The 870-nt window shown below is 57.5% G+C and carries 1 protein-coding gene; it reads right to left on the bottom strand.

Annotated features, from left to right (window positions below; genetic code table 11):
* A partial coding sequence (locus tag F7R19_RS29550) for a tetratricopeptide repeat protein (protein WP_457912022.1) occupies positions 1-713 on the bottom strand: 713 nt, incomplete at its 3' end.
* Between the last annotated feature and the right edge of the window lie 157 nt (positions 714-870).

Here is an 870-nt window from a genome sequence, read left to right as displayed (position 1 = left end):
TTAAATCCCTCTTCCAAAGCGAGCGCCGAGAGCGAATTTCCGGCCTTGACCCCTTGCTGAAATGCAAGAATTGCTTCGACAAAATTCTTCTTGTCCTGACGATTAATCCCCAGCGTATTGGCGGCATCACCATATCCCTGGTCAGTGGCGCATTGCCGCATTTTAAGTGCGATCTCCGGTGCCTTGTCGAAAGGAGCAAGTAGCTTGGCAATATATGACTGGGCTTCCGGATTCCCCAAGTCAGCAGCTTTGCGGAAATAGCGCAGGGCCAGTTCGCTATCCTGCTTCACGCCATAGCCCAATTCCAGATAGTGGCCCATGTCGAAGTACCCACCGGGAACACCCAGGCTAATCAACTGCGCTGCGAGATCGATGGTTTCCCTGGACGGAGCAGGCGAATCCGCAAAACCCTGCGAGACGAGCAACTGCAGGTTGTGGTTGGCCTTGTAGTGGCCGTGCGCTGCCGCAATCCGGTAGTAGCGCGCCATCTCGTTGAAGTCTTTCGGCCCCGGCTGCTTCTGGAGATGGCGCGCGTACAGGAACAGGCTATCCGTCTGCGGATCCAGTGGCGGCAAGTGGTCGGTTTCTCGCGCGCACGTAAAGGCAAGGTTGGTGCGCACGGCTCCAGGATCAGGTGGCGATGGCAATGCACCCTCCTTGTTTGAGCAAGCGCAGATGAGGAGCGCAAGCGAGACCGGAAGCCAGACACGCAACGGGAATGGCTCGGGGCGCTTGATTGCGCTTAGCTTCGGAACTGGCCAGGACATTCAGTGGATCGGTGAGTGCATGGAATCGCCGGCCGGTCAGGCATCGACGTCGTAGGAGATCAATTGCCAGCCGACATCCGATATGCGCTGGCGCTTGCCAAGT

The organism is Cupriavidus pauculus (assembly GCF_008801835.1).
Taxonomy (GTDB): Bacteria; Pseudomonadota; Gammaproteobacteria; order Burkholderiales; family Burkholderiaceae; genus Cupriavidus; species Cupriavidus pauculus.
Note: the sequence above shows the minus strand (reverse complement) of the source record. Positions and strands in the feature narration are given on the sequence as shown.